Source organism: Vibrio sp. HENC-03 (assembly GCF_000305755.2).
Lineage (GTDB): Bacteria > Pseudomonadota > Gammaproteobacteria > Enterobacterales > Vibrionaceae > Vibrio > Vibrio owensii.
This window is the reverse complement of record NZ_JH976064.1, coordinates 47,012-67,610: the sequence shown is the minus strand read 5'-3', so window position 1 is coordinate 67,610 and position 20,599 is coordinate 47,012. Positions and strand designations below refer to the sequence as shown.

At 43.7% G+C, this 20,599-nt stretch carries 18 protein-coding genes; 10 read left to right on the top strand and 8 right to left on the bottom strand.

Annotated features, from left to right (window positions below):
* Positions 1-189: 189 nt before the first annotated feature.
* The 3 genes from VCHENC03_RS22835 to VCHENC03_RS22845 all read right to left on the bottom strand — a co-directional run bounded on the left by VCHENC03_RS22835 (position 190) and on the right by VCHENC03_RS22845 (position 4,084).
* Positions 190-1,938, bottom strand: a complete 1,749-nt coding sequence (locus VCHENC03_RS22835; protein ID WP_009704477.1) for a formate--tetrahydrofolate ligase — start codon at positions 1,936-1,938, stop codon at positions 190-192.
* A gap of 237 nt (positions 1,939-2,175) precedes the next feature.
* Entirely contained in the window at positions 2,176-3,480 is a 1,305-nt protein-coding gene (locus tag VCHENC03_RS22840; RefSeq protein WP_009704476.1) for an inosine/guanosine kinase, read from the bottom strand.
* Between the two features lie 130 nt (positions 3,481-3,610).
* Positions 3,611-4,084: a CreA family protein gene (locus VCHENC03_RS22845; protein ID WP_005441905.1), complete on the bottom strand. Its 474-nt coding sequence runs from the start codon at positions 4,082-4,084 to the stop codon at positions 3,611-3,613.
* Positions 4,085-4,297: 213 nt separating this feature from the next.
* Between VCHENC03_RS22845 and VCHENC03_RS22850 the strand changes: the two genes are divergently transcribed.
* The 3 genes from VCHENC03_RS22850 (at position 4,298) to VCHENC03_RS22860 (ending at position 7,545) form a co-directional block, all read left to right on the top strand.
* Positions 4,298-4,807 (top strand): hypothetical protein, encoded by a 510-nt coding sequence (locus VCHENC03_RS22850; protein WP_005441903.1) that lies wholly within the window; start codon positions 4,298-4,300, stop codon positions 4,805-4,807.
* Positions 4,808-4,878: 71 nt separating this feature from the next.
* Positions 4,879-6,633: an HD domain-containing phosphohydrolase gene (locus VCHENC03_RS22855; RefSeq protein WP_009704475.1), complete on the top strand. Its 1,755-nt coding sequence runs from the start codon at positions 4,879-4,881 to the stop codon at positions 6,631-6,633.
* A gap of 243 nt (positions 6,634-6,876) precedes the next feature.
* Complete coding sequence (locus tag VCHENC03_RS22860; protein ID WP_009704474.1) at positions 6,877-7,545, top strand: HAD-IA family hydrolase; 669 nt, start codon at positions 6,877-6,879, stop codon at positions 7,543-7,545.
* 468 nt (positions 7,546-8,013) lie between these two features.
* Here the strand turns inward: VCHENC03_RS22860 and VCHENC03_RS22865 are convergent, their stop codons facing one another.
* Positions 8,014-9,444 (bottom strand): methyl-accepting chemotaxis protein, encoded by a 1,431-nt coding sequence (locus tag VCHENC03_RS22865; protein ID WP_032802033.1) that lies wholly within the window; start codon positions 9,442-9,444, stop codon positions 8,014-8,016.
* Positions 9,445-10,050: 606 nt separating this feature from the next.
* Between VCHENC03_RS22865 and VCHENC03_RS22870 the strand changes: the two genes are divergently transcribed.
* Positions 10,051-10,647 (top strand): acyl carrier protein phosphodiesterase, encoded by a 597-nt coding sequence (locus tag VCHENC03_RS22870; RefSeq protein ID WP_032802031.1) that lies wholly within the window; start codon positions 10,051-10,053, stop codon positions 10,645-10,647.
* Between the two features lie 75 nt (positions 10,648-10,722).
* A complete protein-coding gene (locus VCHENC03_RS22875) occupies positions 10,723-11,976 on the top strand; it encodes a DEAD/DEAH box helicase (RefSeq protein ID WP_009704470.1) in 1,254 nt (417 codons plus the stop codon).
* Positions 11,977-12,006: 30 nt separating this feature from the next.
* On the opposite strand, the gene VCHENC03_RS22880 is transcribed toward VCHENC03_RS22875, so the two are convergent.
* Both VCHENC03_RS22880 and VCHENC03_RS22885 read right to left on the bottom strand, forming a co-directional pair.
* Positions 12,007-12,795: an EAL domain-containing protein gene (locus VCHENC03_RS22880; RefSeq protein ID WP_005441895.1), complete on the bottom strand. Its 789-nt coding sequence runs from the start codon at positions 12,793-12,795 to the stop codon at positions 12,007-12,009.
* A 194-nt stretch (positions 12,796-12,989) separates the two neighbouring features.
* Positions 12,990-13,622 (bottom strand): hypothetical protein, encoded by a 633-nt coding sequence (locus VCHENC03_RS22885; protein ID WP_009704469.1) that lies wholly within the window; start codon positions 13,620-13,622, stop codon positions 12,990-12,992.
* A gap of 130 nt (positions 13,623-13,752) precedes the next feature.
* Between VCHENC03_RS22885 and VCHENC03_RS22890 the strand changes: the two genes are divergently transcribed.
* From VCHENC03_RS22890 to VCHENC03_RS22900, 3 genes are all read left to right on the top strand, one after another.
* Positions 13,753-13,995: a DUF2164 domain-containing protein gene (locus VCHENC03_RS22890; RefSeq protein ID WP_005441892.1), complete on the top strand. Its 243-nt coding sequence runs from the start codon at positions 13,753-13,755 to the stop codon at positions 13,993-13,995.
* A gap of 174 nt (positions 13,996-14,169) precedes the next feature.
* On the top strand, positions 14,170-14,709 hold the full coding sequence (locus tag VCHENC03_RS22895) for a cytochrome b (RefSeq protein WP_005441891.1): 540 nt from the start codon (positions 14,170-14,172) through the stop codon (positions 14,707-14,709).
* Positions 14,706-15,275, top strand: a complete 570-nt coding sequence (locus VCHENC03_RS22900; protein WP_009704468.1) for a YceI family protein — start codon at positions 14,706-14,708, stop codon at positions 15,273-15,275. Before VCHENC03_RS22895 ends, VCHENC03_RS22900 begins: the two co-directional genes overlap by 4 nt.
* 111 nt (positions 15,276-15,386) lie before the next feature.
* On the opposite strand, the gene focA is transcribed toward VCHENC03_RS22900, so the two are convergent.
* Positions 15,387-16,838, bottom strand: coding sequence for a formate transporter FocA (gene focA, locus VCHENC03_RS22905; protein ID WP_009704467.1), 1,452 nt, complete (start codon positions 16,836-16,838; stop codon positions 15,387-15,389).
* 286 nt (positions 16,839-17,124) lie between these two features.
* On the opposite strand from focA, the gene VCHENC03_RS22910 reads away from it, so the two are divergent.
* Together VCHENC03_RS22910 and VCHENC03_RS22915 are read left to right on the top strand one after the other, a co-directional pair.
* A complete protein-coding gene (locus VCHENC03_RS22910; protein ID WP_005441888.1) occupies positions 17,125-18,030 on the top strand; it encodes a LysR substrate-binding domain-containing protein in 906 nt (301 codons plus the stop codon).
* Between the two features lie 296 nt (positions 18,031-18,326).
* Positions 18,327-18,806: a DUF1097 domain-containing protein gene (locus tag VCHENC03_RS22915; RefSeq protein ID WP_005441887.1), complete on the top strand. Its 480-nt coding sequence runs from the start codon at positions 18,327-18,329 to the stop codon at positions 18,804-18,806.
* Between the two features lie 127 nt (positions 18,807-18,933).
* Here the strand turns inward: VCHENC03_RS22915 and VCHENC03_RS22920 are convergent, their stop codons facing one another.
* A complete protein-coding gene (locus VCHENC03_RS22920; protein ID WP_005441885.1) occupies positions 18,934-20,568 on the bottom strand; it encodes a DUF2813 domain-containing protein in 1,635 nt (544 codons plus the stop codon).
* Between the last annotated feature and the right edge of the window lie 31 nt (positions 20,569-20,599).

Genomic DNA, 20,599 nt, shown 5'->3' with positions numbered 1-20,599 from the left:
ATTATTTATTGCACTATATTAGGGAGTGAGGAAATTGTTGCTGCACCGAATTGGTGAAATAAAGTAAATACTTTAATTTGGTGGTTTCAGTTTACAGTGTAAAGGGTTTTAAAAACAATAAATTAGCGGTCATTTAAAATGGAAACAGGAGCACCATGGCTCCTGTTTGTTTGAGATAAACGTTTCACGCTATGAAAGGCCGATAATATTGCCTTGATCGTCAAGATCGAGATTCATGAACGCGGGTTTATCCGGTAAACCAGGCATGGTCATAACATTACCTGAAAGCGCGTAAACAAAACCCGCACCTGCACATAAGCGTAGCTCACGAATAGGAACGCTAAAGCCACTTGGCGCTCCTTTTATAGCTGAATCAGTGGTAATGGAGAGCGGCGTTTTCGCAATGCATACCGCTAGTTCATCAAAGCCCAATTGTTCAAAGTGCTTTAGCTGTTGTGTCGCGAGTTCACTCATTTCAATGTTTGCAGCGCCGTAACCTGCTTCGCAAACGGCCATGAGTTTCTCTTTTAGAGTTTGCTCTTTGCGGTAAAGAGGGCGGAAATCCGAAGCTTGTTCACACGTTTCAACAACGTGTTGCGCTAGTTCTACGGCTCCTTCACCACCTTGACCAAATGCTGTGCTGACGGCCACCTTAACTTCAGGGTTAAATTCGTGAATCAACGCCTTAAGCGCAGCCAATTCTTTCTGAGAATCTTGTGGGAATTGGTTGATGGCAACCACCGCTGGGATACCGTATTTGTGGACATTGTTAATGTGCCACTTTAAGTTTTCAAACCCTGCTTCAAGTGCCGCTTGGTCCGGATTGAAAATTGAATCTGGAATGGCCATACCTGGGCGCAGATCATAGTGACCTGAGTTTGCTTTTAAACCACGTAGCGTAGCGACAATCACCACACAATCTGGTGCACGACCCGCTGCAGACGCTTTAATGTTACACGCTTTCTCGAATCCCATGTCTGAGCCAAAACCTGCCTCGGTGACAACGTAACTAGAAAGCTTTAGTGCAATTTGGTCTGCGATGATAGAAGAGTTACCGTGAGCGATATTCGCAAATGGACCCGCGTGGATCAGGGTTGGCACACCTTCTAGTGTTTGCATCAAAGTAGGGGCAATGGTTTCTTTTAACGTGACAGCCATTGCTCCGGCAACTTGTAAGTCTTCAGTTGTCACTGGAAGGCCGTCTAAGTTGTAAGCCACGACGATACGGCCAATGCGTTGACGCAGATCTTTTAAGTCTTTAGCTAAAGCGAGGATCGCCATTAGCTCAGAAGCGGCAGAGATATCAAAACCTTCTTCACGTTCAAAGCCGTTGATAGTTTTGCCTTCTTCATTGAGACCAATCTTAACCATGCGTAGTGCACGGTCGTTATGGTCCATCACGCGTTTCCAAGTGATTCGTTCGACGTCGATCTTTAGTGCTTTTAAGCCAGTACGGGCTTCGAACGCCTCGTAGCCTTCACGTTGTTCATGATAAAGGCGAGCATCTAATGCGGCTGAAGCTAAGTTATGTGCCGCTGTTACCGCATGAATATCACCAGTGAGATGTAGGTTTAACTCATCCATTGGTGCAACTTGGGAGTAACCACCACCTGCAGCGCCACCTTTGACACCAAAGACTGGCCCCATTGATGGTTGACGGATACACGCCATTACAGATTGGTTGATCTTAGATAAACCTTGAGAAAGGCCGATTGTGGTTACGGTTTTACCTTCACCCAGAGGGGTAGGTGTGATTGCAGTGACCAACACCAACTTGCCGTCTTGATTTGCGTTTAAGCGATCAAGACATTGGGGATGAACTTTAGCTTTGTGTTTTCCGTGTGTATCGAACTCTTGTGGTAAAAGACCGGCATTGGCAGCGACGGTAGCGATAGAAGACAACGGTGTGTTTCGGCAAATTTCAATATCAGACTGCATGGATACTCCAAAAAAATGGCTAACACGTGGCGTTCAACATCAAGCAAGCAAAAGACTTAGCAGGCGTTGCGCAAACGTTTGCGCGAGAATAATACTGGTAAAAAACGAGGTGTAAAGCAGTTCGTGCGCCTTAGCGTGCTACATCATAACAAAAACCACTAATTACTGCGCTAGATCAAAACAAAAAGGCCACCAAATGGTGACCTTCGCATATTTATTGCTCTAAGTACTTGGTTCTTAGCGATCCCAGTAGGTTTCTTCTAGGCTATCTTCACGCTCTGGTAGTGCACGTGATAGGCGAGGAGAGTGCTGAGTTAACACCTCGTAGCTTACACGGTTTGCGTACTTACAGATCTGAGATAGAGAAGAGTAAGTTAGGCAGCGTACTTCGTGTTTTTCAGAGTTTGGCACTTCTTTATGGTGGAACGAGTTCGCTGCCATGTCGTGTAGAAGCGCTGACAATGCTGCATCACCTGCACCGTTGGTGTTCTTGATCTCAAGTGGACCACCAAGGTAAGGGCCAATGTGTGAGTACACTTTCATTGGGTTCTGGCAATCGTCTTTACGCATTGCACGGCTGAACTCAAACTTGTTGAACTCTTCAATCGAGCCTTCAAGAATATCGTGCGTCGTTTCGCGTTTCACTTTCTCATCAGTGTAACCCGCCATGTAAAGACCGTCAGGACCAGCAGTACAAAGAACTAGGTCTACCCATTCCAGTGCTTTATTCGCTGCTGCGAGTGGATCGCCTTCGCCAGTCAGTGCTGCGCCTTCTTCTTCGTTCATGGCAACAACAGATACGTTCTCGCGAATGTACTCTTGCCACCATTCAGCGTTGCCTTCGATCACATATTTAGTACCAAGAGTCAGTACTACAGGGACTTCGTGCTTCTTAGCAAACTCAATCGCACGTTGAACGGCTTGAGGCATTTGATCTTCTTCTTTACCACGCATTAGGTAAGAAGAAACAACCAGAGCAGATGCTTTGGTAAATACTTCTTCTGGAATGCTCTCAGGAGAGAGTTTGTTCATGTGACCTTCATTGATCGCGAAAGTGCGTTCGCCATCGTGAGTGATCAGCGTGTAACAACGACCAATTGGACCATCTACGGTTTGTAGGTGGTTTAGGTTCATACGAGAAGAGGTACGGCATAGGTAACGGTAAGCGAAAGAACCAACTTGAATGTTCTTTGACATAACACCAAGTAGCACTGATTTACTGTCCGCAAGCACGGAGTAGTTGTGAAGTGTGTTACCGATAGTATCACCTGGGTATTGGTGAGTAATCAGACCTTGTTCTACTAGCTCTTCGTACAGTGCGTCCGCTTTGCTCTCTTCAAGAACGAGAGAATGTCCTTTACTTAGGTTGTATTTTTCTAAAAACGCATCATCTACGCGCGCTTCGATATCTACGATGGTTTGACCCACACCAACGACCGTAGGGCGGTACAATTTCGGTGCTTGTCGAATTTGGTTTACTAATGGATCTCGAGCGTGAGTTGGAAAGTAGTGTTTAGATTTTCGCTGACCAGGAAACTTCATGCTTGTTCTTGAGTGAGAAAAAAAGAGGCGGGATTGTATCACAAAATTTTGAAAATCGTTCCGTTTTCTTGCAAAGAAATTTGCCCGCTGAAAAATTCAACGGGCTGCTGTTTTTACACACAAATTGGGGTTAATTTGTAGGTGTTACAGTCGGTTCCACATAAGCTTTTGTGCCATATAGAGGAACAGTTGATAAGCTATGTTTGAAACTGCCTTCTGTCTCTTTGGTTGTGTAAGACAAGTAAAGTAGCGTTTGGTTTTCTGGATCGTAGATGCGACGTACTTTCATGGTCTTGAAGAAGATGCTTTTTGACTTCTTGAAGACGACTTCACCAGATTTGCTTTTATCAATCTTAGCAATCATCTCTGGCGTGATGTCACCTGTTTGACGACATGAGATAGAACTGTCACTTGGATCAGACAAACTTAAATTCGCCTCGATAGAAGCAATATGACAAGTTACACCCGTCACGACTTCGTCTTGTAGGTGGCCGATTTTGATGTCTTTCATTGTGAACATACCCAGTGATACGTCACCCACTTCATTATCACTACACCCAGCCAGAACGGTTACCAAACCCAAAGCAAGCAAGCTTTTCTTCATTTTTCATCCCTTAATTAGGCTAATTTATTAGTTCAATTTATCAGACGCACACACTTAAAACAAAATTTGGCGTTACCTCAGGAGTTTAGCTAGGTTTGTAAGAGGCTTCATGCTAATGTACCGCTCCAGAACAGATGACGCCTACATTTCTAATCAAAGTCCTGTTTTTCATTCGCTGTAAAACACTAGGCTTGCAGCGCTTAAGGTAAGAAAATGAACCAACAACAATTAGAAAGCATCAACAGAAAAAATGCGTGGTTGCATGATTTAGTAGAAGTCGAATTTCCTACTAAAGAAAGCATCGAAGGGCGAGCCATCTATACTCGTATGCTCGACGCTTTAACCTACGATGCTGTCGATAAAACTACGCTTTTAGAAAACGGGCAAGAGTTAACAGGGGACGACATCTTCCTTGTTGATTTTCATAGGCTTACCGTGATGTTTTCGATTCTACAGTCACAACGTTGGTCGGATAAGCACGAGCAAGAAATGATCGTGGAATACTTAACTCAGATCATTTTGACACCTGAGTTTGAGCTTTATGTCGGTTTTAAACAAGGCGAGGCTGTAGCAGCTGCAATTGTCAGCCAATATGAAGGCAACACACTTGTTTCTGACATTACCGTTTCTCAAAACTTGGATAAATCGCAGTTTGTGTGTGATTTGGCGAAAAAATTGAACGACGATCAAAAGTTGTGTGAAACAATAGTCGTAGAAAATTGATCAATGTCGGTCCCAGATGGGGATTTGGCATTTAATATGTGCAACAACATTCTTTCTCGGCTGGGCGACACATGGTTATGCGTTTGACGCGTTTATTGGCTCTATTTCTATGCCTAGGGACGGCCGCAGTCAATGCTGACCAAACGGATTGGGAAATCAAAAAAGTACTGGTTTTACATTCGTATGAGCCCTCATACCAATGGACCAATGACATTCAACGTGGTGTCGAAGAGGGCTTTGAGCAAACCAACAGCGAAGTCAAACTATCGATCGAATACCTAGACGCTAAGCGCGTGCACTCTGATGGCTATTTTCAAAACATGGCCAACTATCTGCAGCTCAAATATCAAAACTACAAGTTTGACGGCATCATCATCTCGGACGATGCTGCATTAGAATTTTCTAAACGTTACTTACCAAACGACGAGCGCGCTGTGCCTTTGGTGGCCGTTGGCATAAATAACACACAAGCGACGTTAGACTCTTTAAGCACTTCCGGTAGTATCTTGTATGAACAAGATAAAGTTACCGAAAACATCAAGCTCATCATTAAGCTACGTCCTCAAATCAAGAACTTGTATTATCTCGCCGACAGAAGCATGACATCGGAACTGGTTCATGCTCGTGTTGTAGAAGAGATGAAGAAGTTTCCTCAAATCAATTTGATCGAGCTTCGGGATGAACCCTTGGCTGAAGCTGCAGACAGACTCTCGAAAATCAACCCAAATGATGCCGTGCTGCTGACCCATTTCAACACAGAAGCGGAACAAGGGCACTACCATTCTTACCAAGAAGTGGCACACGTTATTGGCGCTAAAAGTGTTGCGCCTGTATTTGTCTTGTGGGAAATGTACTTAGAAGAACCAGGTATCTTAGGTGGATTCTTAAATCGTTCGAAGCAATATGGTCACGAAGCCGCAGAGCTAATGGCTGCCAAGTTGGGTCTATCGATGACCAAAACCGAGAACGAACTGATTTCAGAAGCCGTTTTAGATTTCGCGGCCATTCAAAAATATGGTATCAGTCGCTACGACATCCCTAAATCAGCTCACATCATCAATGCACCACCTCCTGCAGTTAAAGTTAATATCAAACTGTTGCTTTTTGCTTGTGCACTGATTGTGCTGCTTTCTTTGGTGATTGTTAGCCAGTTTATGACCATTCGCCAGCGTAAGGTGATCGATCAGAAGAACCGCAAGATCGTGACCTTACAAAAGCGTACCTTGAGCGTTCAAAAGGAGATGATTCACGTTCTTGGCGAGGCGATTGAATCGCGCTCTGGTGAGACAGGACAGCACGTTAAACGTGTTGCTAGATTGTCTGCGACCTTGGCTGAGTTTTGCGGGTTAAGCCATCGTGAAGTTGAGATGATTGAAGTCATCAGCCCAATGCATGACGTTGGTAAGATTTCGGTTCCTGAATCTATCTTGGACAAAAGTGGCAAGTTAGATGAGGCTGAATGGGAAATCATGAAGCGCCATACGGTGAAAGGTTATGAATTGCTGAACAATCGTGAAGGCGAAATCACTAAGTTGGCCGCCATTGTTGCTCATGAACACCATGAGCGTTGGGACGGTACGGGTTATCCGAATGGCCTAAAAGGTGAGGAGATTCATCTCTTTGCACGTATTGTGGCGATTGCCGACGTCTTTGACGCCTTACTGAGTGAACGCTGTTATAAGCGAGCTTGGACGGTTGAAGAAGTTGTGGATCTGTTTACGCGTGAAAAAGGCAAACACTTTGATCCTACGTTGAGCCAACTTCTATTGGATAATTTGGATGACTTTATAGAAGTGCGTTATTTATATCCAGATTCCGAAGTTTAATCCTTTCCTTTGTACCGAGTGAAGTTTCATATTTCTTAATTTAGGGGCTTCATTCGGTGATCTCGCTTAGAAAATCATTAATTCCTCTTTCTCATTTCTACGAAATGCCAAGTCTGTCGTTTAAACATTTCTAAACTTACCTATCATGTTGATACATATTTAGTACAAATAAATAAGTCAATAAGGCCAAATAAATTGGTCAGCTAAAGTCTTTAAGATATTCAGCGTCGGGGGGAAGGGCGTATGGCTATTAACAATATTAAATGTGTCATCTTTGATTGCGATGGCACGCTAGTAGACAGTGAACGCTTGTGTTGTCAGGCCTTAGTGAACGTCTTTGGCCAATACGGTGCAGAGATGAGTTTTAGTGAATGCGTAGAGCACTTCAGAGGCGGTAAGCTTGCGGATATCCTTCGTGACGCTAAAGAGTTGATGAACTTAAATGTTCCGATTGATGTACTAGAGCCGCAGTACCGTGACGAGTTACAGAAACTGTTTGTCCGTCATTTAAAACCAATGGACGGCGCGAAACGACTTATCCACTTTTTAGATTCGCACAATATTGAGTATTGCGTGGCGTCTAATGGACCAAAAGATAAAATCGAATACTCGCTTGAGTTGACGGGGCTACTTGATGCGTTTAAAGGCAAAGTGTTCTCTGCGTTCGATGCAAACAGCTGGAAGCCTGAACCAGACTTGATCATGTACAGCGCGATGAATATGGGCTTTTTACCAAGTGATTGCTTATACATTGATGACACACCTAAAGGCGTTGAAGCAGGGCTTAACGCTGGCATAAAAACCGTACAACTATACAACGGCGCACCGATCAACTTGGTTGATGACGAACGTGTTATTCAAATTTCCCATCTAGATGAACTAAAAGAGCAGCTCTTAGGCTGCTCAGTTTAGTGACAAATATTACTCAAACTATGGATGTGTTTAAATTTAGTTTGTAGGTAAGGAGTTTGATGTAAGCACTGGATGGAAGAAAAGTTTTTTGTATGAAACCCGCAAGAGGCACATGTGAATTTTTCACCATCGGATGAAATCAGATATTCATCGCATTGGCAGAGTGGACACTGGAGATCTTCAGTGTCTTTTGTTTTGTTGTAATTATTCATATTGTTCACCAGCAGCAAAATTAAATTGGCAAGATCTAGAATAGCCGAACACCTAACCTTTGAACATTCTTTAGTCGAATTCAGAGAATTATTTCGATTCACTTCAAAGTAAATTAAACAAGCATTCATCGAACGCTTGATTTAATTATTTTTTCGCTCGCTTTCCTTCCTCAATCTAATGGTCGCTTTTTGTCCATTGCCGTTGATCGAGCATAAAAAAGCTCCACATTAGGAGCTTTTTCGGGGTGTTCGTGTTTTAGGCTGTTCGGTATCGCTTCAATACTTCGCCAAGGGATTGAGAAGCTTTGGTTAAGTTTGCCACGCCAGTTGTCGATTGTTCGGCAACTTCACGAATAGTATTGGATTGCGAACGAATGTCAGACAGCTCAGAAGCGATGTCATTCGCGACGGCACTTTGTTCTTCGGCAGACGTTGAAATCTGAATACTCATGTCCATTAATGAACGTGCAGAGTCGGCAATTGCGGTGACGTCACCACCAATCTCATCAATCAACTGGCTGCTTGTTTGTGCTTGTTGAACCGTACGGTCAGTGATAGACGCAATGTTCTGGCTTTCCGTTTGCAGTTTCTCGATCATCGCTTGGATTTCGACGGTTGCCTGTTGCGTGCGGCTAGCAAGGGTACGAACTTCATCTGCGACAACTGCAAAACCACGACCTTGTTCACCAGCGCGAGCAGCTTCAATAGCGGCATTTAGCGCGAGAAGGTTGGTTTGTTCTGATATTGCGTTAATCGTAGTAATCACATCGTTAATCTGTGTCGTGTTTTCGTTCAAACTGCTAACAGATGCGGATGCTTGTTCGATGTAACTCGATAGCGTTTCGATTTCCGAAATGACGCTTTGAACTCGATTGCGGCTATTTTCGATTTGCTGAGCATCTTGATCTGATTGCAAAGTAGCTTGCTGAGAGATACTTGAGACTTCTTTTGCTGAAGCCGTCATCTCTTCCATCGCTGTCGCAACAGAATCTAGCGTCTGGTATTGATGTGCGATTTGCGTTTCACTGAGCTTCATGTCTTGCTCAAACGCTGCGGATGTCTCACTTAACGTGTTGGCATTGTCTTTTACATTGTTGACAAGCTCTGTCAGCGTATCCATTGATTTATCTAGAGCGCAGCCAATCGTGCCAAACTCGTCACGGCCCGGATGAAAACCTAGGCGAGAAGTTAAGTCACCTTCTCCAATTTTCTGTGTAGTGGTGTACAACACCCAAAGCGCACCACCAAGGAAAGTCGCTACCCAGTAAGTGAAAAGGGCGAATGGTGCCATCCAAAGCAAGCTGAGAAGGAAAGAGGTTAAAGCGTCAGATTTTGCTTGCTCAAATTGGCGCGAAAGGTTTTCTGTCAGTTGGATTGCCTGACCTGAATTCAGCTTCGCATAAACCGTCACGGTGCCGTTGTTGAACTTGGCATCATTAACGTTGCTTACGTTTACCACGCCATTCACGCTCGCTACGTTTTGTACTTGAGCTTGAACTATGCCTGAGAGCTTCGCTTCTGCCGCAAGAATAGATTGTTGCTCAAACTGTTGAATATCATTGAAATAACGGCTTCCCGCCACTGAAGTTAAAGTCACTAGGAATAGAAGGAAAATGACCCACATTTTGTCGTTGATAGACATCTTGATAAATAACCTGTCTATCGTTCTAAACTCAACTTCTCTCATTTATAGCTCCATTTGAGATGAAAAGGGGATGAACAAACTTAGAGATATATCGAAACAAAATATGCGATGGTTATCAGCAAAATATGTAACGAGAGGTTGATAGATTTCAAAATATGAGATCTATGATCGCTTATAACGGTACGTCGTCTCCATAAATGACAAAAAACTAAATAAAAACTGACAGTTTGTTAAAGAAAGGGTGGGGGCAATTTAATGCAATTGATGAACGAGAGGGTGTTATTAGAGCAAACGTTTACTTATGATTTCTGTCATAGCTTTCTAAAACTTTACTTCTCGCTGTCATGAATGTGTCATATAAAGGCTATAAAAAGGAGTTGCTGTCATCGATGAAGAAAAGAAATGGCAGTAGAGATTGAAGCAAGCAGCTTCAGGAGATGTAAAACAAAGGAGGTCACAATGAGCGACCAATATCAAAACGACGAATGCCTAGAGATGCTAGATGCTCTTGAAATCGGTATTATCCTGTCGGACTACATTGGCTCAGAAGACGAAGCCGAATAAGTACAATTAGTACTCTCATCGCGTCACAACAGACGTTATACTAAGTTCATGTAAGACGAGCCAAAAGGCCACTCACAGCGTCTAATGAACTTTCTAGCCCACCTGCATATTGCAGATCACTGTAATAGCCATTTAATGGGAAACTTGCTTGGAGATTTCGTAAAGGGAGATCCAAGCAAGCAATATCAGACTGATATTTCCAATGGCATCAAACTCCACCGTTTCGTTGATCGCATTACCGACCATCATGCTCTTGTTGAAGAATGCAAACCGCACTTCACAGGTGTTGCTCGACGTTTCGCACCCATCGCACTTGATATGTTTTGGGACCATTGTTTAGCGAAACACTGGCGAACATTCAGCCCGCAATCTTTAGATTCCTTCGTTCGTTATGCGTATAGCGAAGTGAACAAACAAATCTCTGACGACCTTCCACCGCGATTTTTAATGCTTCACAGCCGAATGTGGAGTGGCGGTTGGCTACAGTCATATCAAGACTTAGAAAACATCGAGTTTGCCCTTCATCGAATGTCACAAAGAAGCCCAAGAATGGCTGACTTAACGACAACGTTCGAAGTTTTGGACAATGAATATGAGCAATTGGAAGCGAAATTTGCTGCTCTATATCGAGATGTGTTAAGTCAATCCGCTGAGTATCATCAACAGTTAATTAATTCATAACGTCTTGACTGCTAAAGGTAGTATGACCAAAGGGGCTCTGGTAAACTCTGCGCTCCAAAAATTAAGAGGTTTATCATGTCCGTTAATTTCGCTGATCTTGGCATTGAACAACAGTTGGTTGATACCCTAAGCGGTATGAATATCGTTACCCCGACACCTGTTCAGGAAAAGTCGATTCCGCATGTGTTGGAAGGTAAAGATCTACTGGCTGCCGCTCAAACCGGTACAGGTAAAACGGCTGCATTTGGTTTGCCGATCATTCAGACGGTTCAGCAAAAGAAACGAAACGGAACACCGCAATCACTGATTCTCGTGCCAACGCGTGAACTCGCACAACAAGTGATGGATAACCTGACGCAGTACTCAGCAAACACTGACCTTAAAATTGTTTGTGTTTATGGTGGTACCAGCATTGGCGTACAGAAGAGAAAGCTGGAAGAGGGCGCAGACATTCTGATCGCGACGCCTGGCCGCTTACTTGACCACTTGTTTAACGGCAATGTAAACATCTCTAAAACTGGTGTTCTTGTGCTTGATGAAGCAGACCGCATGTTAGACATGGGCTTCTGGCCAGATCTGCAACGCATTCTTCGTCGTCTACCTCAAGATAAACAGATCATGTTGTTCTCAGCAACGTTTGAGAAGCGCATCAAAACCATCGCGTACAAACTGATGGATTCTCCAGTTGAAGTGGAAGTGTCGCCAGCAAACACGACCGCAGAAACCGTTAAGCAGATGGTTTATCCAGTTGATAAAAAGCGTAAGCGTGAGCTACTTGCTTACTTAATTGGTTCTCGTAACTGGCAGCAAGTGTTGGTGTTTACTAAAACCAAACAAGGCAGCGATGAGTTGGCCAAAGAGCTTAAGCTGGATGGCATTAAAGCGGTTTCTATTAACGGCGATAAATCACAAGGTGCTCGTCAACGTGCGCTTGATGAATTCAAAGAAGGCAAAGTACGTGCGCTGATCGCGACAGATGTAGCGGCTCGTGGTTTGGACATTCAAGAGTTAGAACAAGTAGTGAACTTCGACATGCCATTCAAAGCCGAAGATTATGTTCACCGCATCGGTCGTACTGGCCGTGCAGGTAAGTCTGGTTTGGCCGTTTCTTTGATGAGCCGCGATGAAGAGTATCTATTGCATGCTATCGAAAACCTGCTTGACCAACGTTTGCCGCAAGAATGGTTAGAAGGCTTTGAACCGAGTTTGATCGAAGAGGTTGAACCGGAGCGTAATGGCGGTGGTCGTCGTAAGAGTCGTTCATCAGAAAAACGAAAGATGAAGGCGAAACTGGCGATTCATAAAAACCGTGGTAAGAACCGAAAATAAAAAGATGATGGCATTCATCAGTAACTCTGATTATGCCGTCTTTGCTTCCCGGTAGGCTTCAAGCGTTTGTGGCATTGCCAATAAGTATCCTTGATACATATCGAAACCGAGCTTTTTCATTAAGTTAAGTTGATGCTCGGTTTCAATTCCTTCTATAACGGTTTTTGAGCGAATATCTTTTGCCAAAGACAACGCTTCCATCAAACAAGAAAAATCACCATTCTCATATCTCAATAACAGCGAACGATCGATTTTAATGATGTTGGGTTTTACACACCTAACGCGTTCTATTGTTGAAGCATCAATGCCGTAATCGTCTATTGCCAATAAATAGCCGTTATCGCTTAGCTCTTTTGTTGCTTTGTATAAGAAGTTTTCGTCGCTCGCATCGAGCTCTACCAATTCCATCACAATCTGTTCACGGCACAAATCCGCTTCAATAATGGATTGCTTTAATAAGTTGCTATACGAAATGTCTTTTGCGAGCATTTCTGCCGCTTTTGGCAGAACGTTGAGAAAGAGCTTTTTATTGCGGAATTTGGATTGACCAAAGTTACTGATGTGAATAAGGCGGCTTAGTCTCTCAACGTTGATTTGATCTTCTGTAGGAATCGTAGTGGATTGAAAGAACTGGTCAGGTCGAATCATTAAGCCGTCTTGGTTACTGATACGAACCAAGGCTTCTAGACCGATAATGGAAAGATCTTTTTGATAAATAGGTTGAAACACGCTTCGCAATGTCAGCTGCTTATATTGCGCGATGTACTGACCATCTACTTGTTTTAAAATGCAGCTAAGCAGCTGCGAGATACTCATCATTATTGTTGTAACCTAGACCAAGACACTGTATTGATGCTTAACTGATTGTTGTGCATCTAGTTTTACTTTAGTTTCTTGAATCTAAGCGGGGAGCGTAGGCAAGGCAAGCGAGATAGCTTAACACACTCAGAAATATCGACCCGCCTCAAACAAATCGCTGAATGAACTGATAATCTACCCGTTGCTATTTGATGCTACCACTGTAAAACCGCATACAGTTGAATGTACTTTCTCACCTGCTGTTGTTTATTGGAACGTCGTAAAGGGTGGCCGAATTTGATGTAACAAGGGCTGATCCCAAAACGTGTATCTAATGAATGAGTCAGCTGCGATTCGCTGGTAAAGAGGGTAATGCCTTGCTCTGTATACTCGTTAATCGGTTCTGGTAATTCTCCCATCCACCAGTGCAACAGCTCACGGCTGGTTTTGCTGCGACTGATCCAATGATCGCTGACTAAAAACAATAGGTCGTTAGGCTGCAGGGCATAACCATATTCACTTTGCCATTCCGTTATCGAAGAGAGCAGGTTCTCTCGGCATGAGTTACCAGCGCTGACTAAATGGTGGCTCAATACCCAAACCGTTCCAATTTCAGATGAGATGCGGTAGTGGTGTGGCAGGTCGGGGGCATCAAGTACTTCAATAGGTTTGATGGTACTGCTATGACCAAAGTGACGAAAAGTGTGCTCCATGCGTCGAGCAAATGCGAGGCCGAGATGGTGTTCACTCATACCTTGGTTATGTACCGCAGGATAATGCTTCTCACACAGTTTGAGACAATCGTCCTGAAAATCATTGACACTTTGGATGACTAAGTCGAGTAGCAAAGAATATCCCTTAACGGTTAACAAATTGAACGGCGAAAGGTTAGCATAGTCCTTTTAGGATAGACTAATTTAGATAGGCAACTTCTTGATCTAAACATCAAAATTGAGAATAGAGTTCCGCAGGTAAAATATGATCAAACTAGAAAGAGCACAAAAAGAAGCATTGGCGACAGCTATACAAGATTACATGCAAGACGAGTTGGAAGTGGAAATAGGCCAGTTCGACAGTGAGTTTTTGATTGATTTCATCACTGAAAAATTAGCGCCTATCTACTACAACAAGGGCATCGAAGACGCCAAAACCGTGATCGAACGACGCATGTTAGAAATGACGGATGAACTGTATGAGATAGAGCAAGAAGTTCAACTCTAAGTGTCCGATTTTTAAATGGTTTGAAGTTCCTTCTAATTTTTCGAACAAGTTGTTTAAAAAGGTATTATTGGTTTGATGTAAAGGATGGTAAATAATCTGTTGCATACAAGGCAAATAAGTTAATGTTGTGTTTCTTGCTCAACATCAACTTAGGAAGATATCTAGGAACGTGAGATGGAAACACTGGTAAAGAACTACAACGTGCCGGCGAGAGCGATGCATTGGATTTCAGCGCTTTGCATTATCGGCTTGTTTGCTGTGGGTCTGTGGATGGTCGATTTAAGCTACTACAGTGAATGGTACCAAACCGCGCCACATTATCACCGCTCTGTGGGCATTTTACTGGCAATACTCACTTTAGGTCGCATCGTATGGAAACATGTGACGGCGTCACCAAAAGTAGAAGGTAAACCTTACGAGGTAGTTGCAGCAAAAGCCGCACATGGGGTTATGTACCTGTTGCTTATTACTATCTTTGTTTCAGGTTACCTCATCTCAACATCTGATGGTCGCGGTATCGAAGTATTTAACTGGTTTACCGTACCAAGCGCAGGAGAGTTATTCCCTGGTCAATCAGACATTGCAGGTGAAATCCACTTTTATGCAGCTTGGGCTGTGATCCTAATGGCAGGATTGCATGCTGCTGCTGCACTCAAACATCACTTTATCGATAAAGACAACACATTAAGAAAAATGTTAGGAGCTTCAAAATGAAAAAGTCACTTTTCGCTACAGGATTAGCAATCGCTATGGCACTACCGTTTGGTGCTAACGCTGCAGATTATGTTATCGATACTAAAGGTGCTCACGCATCAATCAACTTCAAAGTTAGCCACCTAGGTTACAGTTTCATCAAAGGTCGTTTTAATACATTTTCTGGTGACTTTTCTTTTGATGAAAATAACATCGCTGACTCTAAAGTAAACGTAGTGGTTGATACGACAAGCCTGGATTCAAACCATGCTGAGCGTGACAAGCACATCCGTAGCGGCGACTTCATCGACGCGGGCAAATACAGCGAAGCGACGTTCAAGAGTACAAAAGTTGTAGACAAAGGTGACGGTAAACTAGACGTAACGGGTGACCTTACTCTTCACGGTGTAACGAAACCAATCACAATCGAAGCGGAATTTGTTGGTGCAGGTAACGACCCATGGGGTGGTGAGCGTGCAGGCTTCATCGGTCAAACTCGTCTTGAGCTTGCTGATTTTGAAATCCCAGTAATGGGTTCTTCAAGCTATGTTGATATGGAACTGCACATCGAAGGTGTTAAGAAGTAACTTCTAGCTCCTCTCGCTATACCTCGTTCTTAACGACATAAATGAAGAAAGCGCTCTTAAATTAGAGCGCTTTTTTATTGGTGCCAACTTGTCTTGCTAGTTTTTATTGTCTTATGCAGTTTCTAGTACTTTGTCTTCAACTAGGTTTAGACGTTCGCCGTAAACTGGACGTAGTGCTTTTAGTACTTCGTTACGTGTTACTACACCAACCATCAAACCGTTTTCTAATACAGGAAGCACTTGTGGCTTGCTTACTTTGATGCTCTTAGCACGCTCTTCAAGAGAAAGAGAAGTAAAGCGCGTCGCCATGCCCATACTTGTTGTTGGGTAAAGTTGTTCTTTGTCGATACATAGGAACTCAACTACATCCACCAAACGGTCACCAGCATCAATCGCTACAACGTCACGGCTCATCAAATCTACCACTTTTTGTTCTTGAGCAGGGATGTAATCTTGGCACCACAACTCAACCATTACGTCGTGCGCTGAGAAGAAACCAACCAAACGATTGTCGATGTCAACAACAGGAGCACTGATTAGATTGTTGTCCAATAGGGTATCTAGTGCAGTTGAAACTGGCATTTCTACGCTCAGAGTAACTGGGCTCGGGTTCATGATTTCTTTTACAATTGATGCGTTTTTCATAGTGGTTTCCTTAACTGACGTTAGTGTTGTAGTGTTTGTAATGGATGAAATTTTTGCTGCTTTTAGTTCTGGTCGGCGGTAGATACACCAGTTAGCTAAGCCAACTAACACAGCGCCGCCAACAATGTTGCCCAGAGTCACTGGAATTAAGTTTGCAGTGATAAAGTGGCCAACATTTAGGTCTGCGTATTGAGAAGCCGATACGCCAACCGAAGTCCAGAAAGTTTCTGGTGCGAAATTCGCGATTACGATGCCTAGCGGTACCATGAACATGTTTGCTACACAGTGCTCAAAGCCACTGCTGACGAACATTGCCACTGGCATGATAGTCATCGCTGCTTTTGTCATTGCATTTGCAGAACTGAACGTTAGCCAAATAGCAAGACAAACCAATAAGTTACATAGAATGCCCAGTGCAAATGCTTGTACCAATGTGTGGTGTAGCTTGTGCTGCGCAATGTTTAGTGCGTTTAAACCCCATTGACCCGCATCCATCTGGTACAAACCAGCAGCGCTTACCAATGCAAGTAGGAACATCGCACCGATGAAGTTACCTACATAAACCTTGCCCCAAATCGACAACATTTTGCCGAATGAGATTTGTTTGTTTGCCCATGAGATGCTCGAAAGCACTGAGCTGGTAAACAACTCACCACCACAAATGACGATGAGTATCAAACCCATACTGAATGCTAAACCACCTGCAAGACGGCTAAGCCCCCAACCTGCATCCGCACTACCTGTTGTCACTGTGATGTAAAACAAGAATGCTAAACCGATGAATGCGCCTGCCATAATTGCCAAACCCAGTGTCATGCCGCTGGTTTTGTTTGCTTTGCTAAGGGCAAACTTCTCAGCTTCAGCCATCATTTCTTTTGGTGAGAAATACTGATGATTTTGAGAGCTGGTCACCGCCATATTGACTCCTTAGTTTGTGGTTCCATAGAAACTCCTTGGTTAATGAAATCGAGGCATTTAATGCACTCGAAAGAGAAGGTGTTATTGTTTTTTGTTGCGGTGTTCCCGAACCGCATATCCAGATTAAGCGGACGAGTGGTACAGGTAAAATTGATAATATTTAGAATCCTCATCAAATTATTTGATAAGTTTTTCAAGGCGGGTAAAATGAACTTCATTGCGTATTAACGCAGTATTTTTGGGGTTGCGAGAGTATGGTGAATACTCGCCAATTAGGGAGGAAACTTTGCGCTACTCACTTAAGCAATTAGCGGTTTTTGACGCAGTTGCAGATACCGGCAGTGTAAGCCAGGCAGCAGATAAACTGGCTCTGACACAATCAGCGACAAGTATGTCGCTTGCTCAGTTAGAAAAAATGCTTGGCAGACCTTTATTTGAAAGGCAAGGCAAGCAAATGGCGTTAACGCATTGGGGGATGTGGTTAAGGCCGAAAGCAAAGCGTTTGTTACAAGACGCACTGCAAATCGAAATGGGATTTTATGAGCAACATTTGCTGAGTGGACACATTCGATTAGGTGCGAGTCAAACGCCGGCAGAACACTTGGTTCCTGACCTTATCAGTATCATTGATAACGACTTTCCAGAGATGCGAATTTCGTTAGGCGTGCAAAGTACGCAAGCGGTTATTGATGGTGTTCTAGATTACAAATACGACCTAGGCGTTATTGAAGGTCGCTGCGATGACAACCGTTTACACCAAGAGATTTGGTGTCGTGACCATCTTACCGTAGTTGCAGCGTCTCACCATCCATTTGCACGTAACTCGTCTGTGAGCCTAGCGCAACTAGAGCAAGCAAAATGGGTATTGCGTGAACACGGCTCTGGAACTCGCAAGATTTTTGATAGCTCAATTCACCATCTTATTGAAGATTTGGATGTATGGCGCGAATATGAACACGTGCCAGTACTCAGAAGTTTAGTATCGAATGGCCAATACTTAACGTGTTTACCATACCTTGATGTAGAGCGTTACATTGAAGCAGGTGATTTGGTTGCATTGAACGTACCTGATCTAAAAATGGATCGAACGTTGTCATTTATCTGGCGTGCCGATATGGCGGAAAACCCGCTGGTTGATTGCATTAAGCGTGAAGGCTTACGCATGATGAAGGGTAAACCTTCAGTGCTTTAAGCGATATTCGAAACAAAATGATCGTATCTTAGAAAAGGCTCTGCATTTCGCAGGGCCTTTTTTGTCATTTATTGCTCGTTTCGCCCAATTTATTGTGACTTTGTTATTTTCGAAATCTGTTGATTTATCGGTTGCGTCAAATTTAACGTGTAAAAAATGAAACGATATAAACTTTAATGTGATCGTAATCACCGAAGTGTTCGGCCTATATGCCTAGTATTGATTGCCTGATTTCAATGTATGAAGGCAGTTTTCGAACCATAACGGTACGAAACTAGCAAGCGGGTAAGAATACCATGACAACACTTTTAGCAATCTCTATTACCACTGGCATTCTCTCTGGCGTGTGGGGCTGGATCGCGATCTCCCTAGGCCTGCTATCTTGGGCTGGCTTTCTTGGTTGTACAAGTTACTTTGCATCCCCGACAAGTGGCTTGAAAGGCTTAGGAATTAGCTTAATCACCAACATGAGTGGTGTATTCTGGGCGATGGTGATCATCTACGGTTCGACTTATGCAGGGCTTGAGATTCTTGGCTATGTAATTACTGCTGTGGTTGCGTTTTTCATGTGTATTCAAGCTAAGCAAGCTTGGTTGGCGTACATCCCTGGTACTTTCATTGGCTCATGCGCGACCTTTGCTGCAGACGGCAATTGGCAACTTGTAGTGCCATCGCTGATTTTAGGTGGTGTGTTTGGTTACCTAATGAAAGCAACAGGACTTTGGTTGCATGCGAAATCAGCCGCTACTTCTTCGCTTGCTGAGCAAGTACAGTAGTGAACCCCCGATCTTATTTGTATCCGCTGTGTGTTGAGACTTATCCCGCTCAATACCGTTAATCAAAATTACTGATTCTTGATACAAGCACACCCAATTGGTGTGCTTTTTTTTTGTCTTCGAGTTGTCACGTATTGCCATTTGCCATGGTTACCACGCGTTTGAGCGTCCAGCGAAGGAGAACAGGAATGCATTCCATGCCTCTCTCTTCACAGTTTGCGACTATCGCTAAGGCTAAATCTGGCTTGGCCTGTTTTTTCAAAACACGACTTACGACTTTCTTGGCGGGCATAGGGTGATCATGAGGAACTTTGATAATGTCCTTAAAGAATAATTCAAAGCCATTGTTGTAAAGGAAGTGCTCAATATCTCTGTCTGGAAGTTCTGTTAATCGATGACGTTCTTGGTCATTTTCCAAATGTGCGCGAACAGTATGGGCGTATTTCTTACCTGCAGGGTCTCCATCTGTCACCACGTGCCAGTCAATGCCGAATTCCTTCGCAACTTTGACCAGTGATTTCAATCCCGATTGAGCAAACTCAACAATCTGCACGCCCTCTGCGGCCAAATCATATCCGCATTGACGCGCTAATTCGTTGAACAACCAGACTTCGGTTTCGCCCTCGACTAAAAGCCAGCAGCGTGCAAATAAAGCGCCAGCACGGTGAAAGCGAATATGGAAGCCAATGCGGCGCAATTGATCGACACTGAATCGATTCGTGTTGAGTGATTTTGCAATGGTACGGTCTGATAGACGCATTAAACGACGTATTGAGGCGAGAGGAACTGAGCCAAGCAATCTTGCACTGTTTGTCGTTAGAATCTTCTGCATCGGAAGAAGTTGCAACAAGCTCCAAGCACGAGAGAGATGGGTAGGGTGCAAACGTCCTTCTGGATCTTCGATGATCAAAATCGGTCGAGCACAACGTCTTAAATCGGTCGGCCCTTTTGCTTGAAGGTAAGCATTAAGCAAGCCCATTAACAATAGACGTGATTGTTTGTTGTTTGTCTCTTTCAAAAACTGCGGTAAGCCTTTGTCTGAAGAAGGGCTGGCGTAAAAAAGTCCATCGCGTGGTTTTCGAGGGTTGCCTTTTTTTACGCTTCTGAAAGCGAAGTAATGCTCCACTAAGGTTTGCATTGAATCTAAGCTGCTTCGTACTTCACCTTTATTTACATGGCCAGGCATGGCAAACAAGCGACGGCATGTATTGTTAATGCGCTTCTCAATGCGGGCGTTTTTATTTTCACCGTTAATGTGGTTGGGCTGAGGGAATCGACGCGAATCGCGTAATCGGATCACTGGGTGTAACGTCATCAACTCAATTGCGAGCTTTTCTGAATGATGAAGCTGCTTAGGTTCACCATCACAGTCTAAAAATGCATATTTGGTGGTAATATGGTGCCCATCGCGCGTCGCGCTTAAGCGATAGTAGATGACGTTCTCGTTATCAGCATTTACACACCAAGTTGGTTTGATCCGGCGATAGCGCCCCGCGTTCACTTCTTGCTTATCTTGAGCTTTGAAACACAAGACGATTTGAAGGTGTTGCGTCTGTGGATGAGAAATGGCGTAGTCGACGTGAAAATCAGTCATTTCAAATTGATAAAGCGAGCCATCAGCGGGCAGTGCGAGGGATAGGGCATCAAGAAGGGAAGACTTACCCCAAGTGTTTTCGCCGATCAGAGTTGTCAGCTCGTCAAAAGAGAGTGAAAGGCGTTTGATGCCTCTAAACCCAGAGATTTCGATGCGTTCTAGTCTCATCTCACTCCTCCTTGCAATTATTTGAATTATC